Below are 795 nucleotides of genomic sequence, written 5' to 3'. Positions count from 1 at the left end.
AGAAGTTCGGGGCGTCCGAGAGATTCGCGTGCAAGGTGCTGGGTCAGAACCGTTCCGCGCTGCGCAAGTCACGCCCAGCGGTCAGCTTCGAGGAAGCCCGGCTACGCGCGGCGTTGCGGGCCATCGCCGGGAAGCATCCAGTGTGGGGGTGGCGGAAGGCCCGCTGGCACCTGCTCGCCCAGCCGGAGTGGGCTGGCGTGGCGCTCAACGCTAAGCGGGTGCGCCGGCTCTGGCGGGCCGAAGGACTGACCTGTAAACCTAAGGCGCGTAAGCGGCGCCGCACCGGGCCCGGCGCCGGAGAGCAGAAGCGGCTCACCGCCCAGTACCCGATGCATGTGATCAGCTTCGACTTCCAATCCGATGTCACCTCCTGTGGGCGGCATGTCCGGTTCTTCAACGTCATTGACGAATACACCCGCACCGCCCTGGCGATCGTTCCGCGCAGGTCCTTCACCGCCACCGATGTGGTCGCCGTCCTGGAGAACATCATCGCCGAAACCGGTGTCACGCCAACCTATGTCCGCTCCGACAACGGACCGGAATTCACCGCCGCAGCCCTAGTCAACTGGTGCGCCACCGCCGGGGTAGATACGGCGTTCATCGACCCGGGATCCCCGTGGCAGAACGGGTTCGCCGAATCATTCAACGCCCAATTCAGAAGGGAACAACTCACCGGGGAAATCATCGACACCATGGCCGAAGCGAAGTACTTGGCCGACGAGTGGAAGGACATCTACAATCATGAACGGCCCCACGGATCCCTCGACGGCATGACGCCGAAACAATACTGGGACA

The 795-nt window shown here is 64.0% G+C and carries 1 protein-coding gene; it reads left to right on the top strand.

Annotated features, from left to right (window positions below; genetic code table 11):
* A partial coding sequence (locus P4U43_RS17955; RefSeq protein ID WP_277359959.1) for an IS3 family transposase occupies nucleotides 1-795 on the top strand: 795 nt, incomplete at both ends.

The sequence above is a fragment of the Arthrobacter vasquezii genome, assembly GCF_029455255.1.
Classification (GTDB): Bacteria; Actinomycetota; Actinomycetes; order Actinomycetales; family Micrococcaceae; genus Arthrobacter_D; species Arthrobacter_D parietis.
Note: the sequence above shows the minus strand (reverse complement) of the source record. Positions and strands in the feature narration are given on the sequence as shown.